This window comes from Methylophaga sp. UBA5088 (assembly GCF_002414625.1).
Lineage (GTDB): Bacteria > Pseudomonadota > Gammaproteobacteria > Nitrosococcales > Methylophagaceae > Methylophaga > Methylophaga marina.
Genome location: NZ_DIAC01000049.1, coordinates 2,951 through 3,642, shown reverse-complemented (window position 1 = coordinate 3,642; position 692 = coordinate 2,951). Strand labels below are relative to the sequence as shown.

The window sequence follows — 692 nt, the reverse complement described above, 5'->3', positions numbered from 1 at the left end:
CATAAAAGCCAAATAACTGCTATCTTTAGCGCCATAATAATAAGTTTAAAATTGTATAACCTATTGAACTACGAGAAAAAAACATGTTAAAAAAAATCGATAAATTGCTGATAGAAAAGTTTCCACATATTATTCTGGGCTTTACTGCATTTTGGCTGCTACTCATTGCTTACGGCCTTTATCACAACTAAGCCAATCAGCGTATTATTAAAAGGCCAGTCTTAGACTGGCTTTTTTTATGCCTATAAATTAGCATCGATTCAGCAAGTGATTGATTTTTGATCTAGGTCAATGCCCGATATCCACAGTAGATAAATAATAACCTCACGCTGTTTAGACAGCAGACTATTTTCAGAGGGGAGAACTATTATGGAAAAAATCGAACACTATATTCACGATAACTTTGCCGCATTAATCTGCGTGATGTCTGTTGCATGGCTAGCACTTGTTGCTTTCGGCCTAATCATGTCCTAATCCAGTTAAGGCATCAATAACTCAAAACTTGCCCGGGCAACACACTGGCCGTTTAATAAACACTCAACCTCATGTGTGCCCGGGTAATATTGTCTTGTCGAAATCTTCTTCAAGCTATGTCGTTTTTCCAACTGAAGATATTGTCCTTCACTTAAATGAATATTTTTCCATTTAAATACTTTTTCTCTGCTTATTTTCCCTCCCGCACCAACAAAGCG

General features: G+C 36.8%; 1 pseudogene. It reads right to left on the bottom strand.

The window, feature by feature from the left end:
• Positions 1 to 479: 479 nt before the first annotated feature.
• Positions 480 to 692: pseudogene (locus B4K20_RS06580) on the bottom strand (DNA alkylation repair protein); the annotation flags it as partial.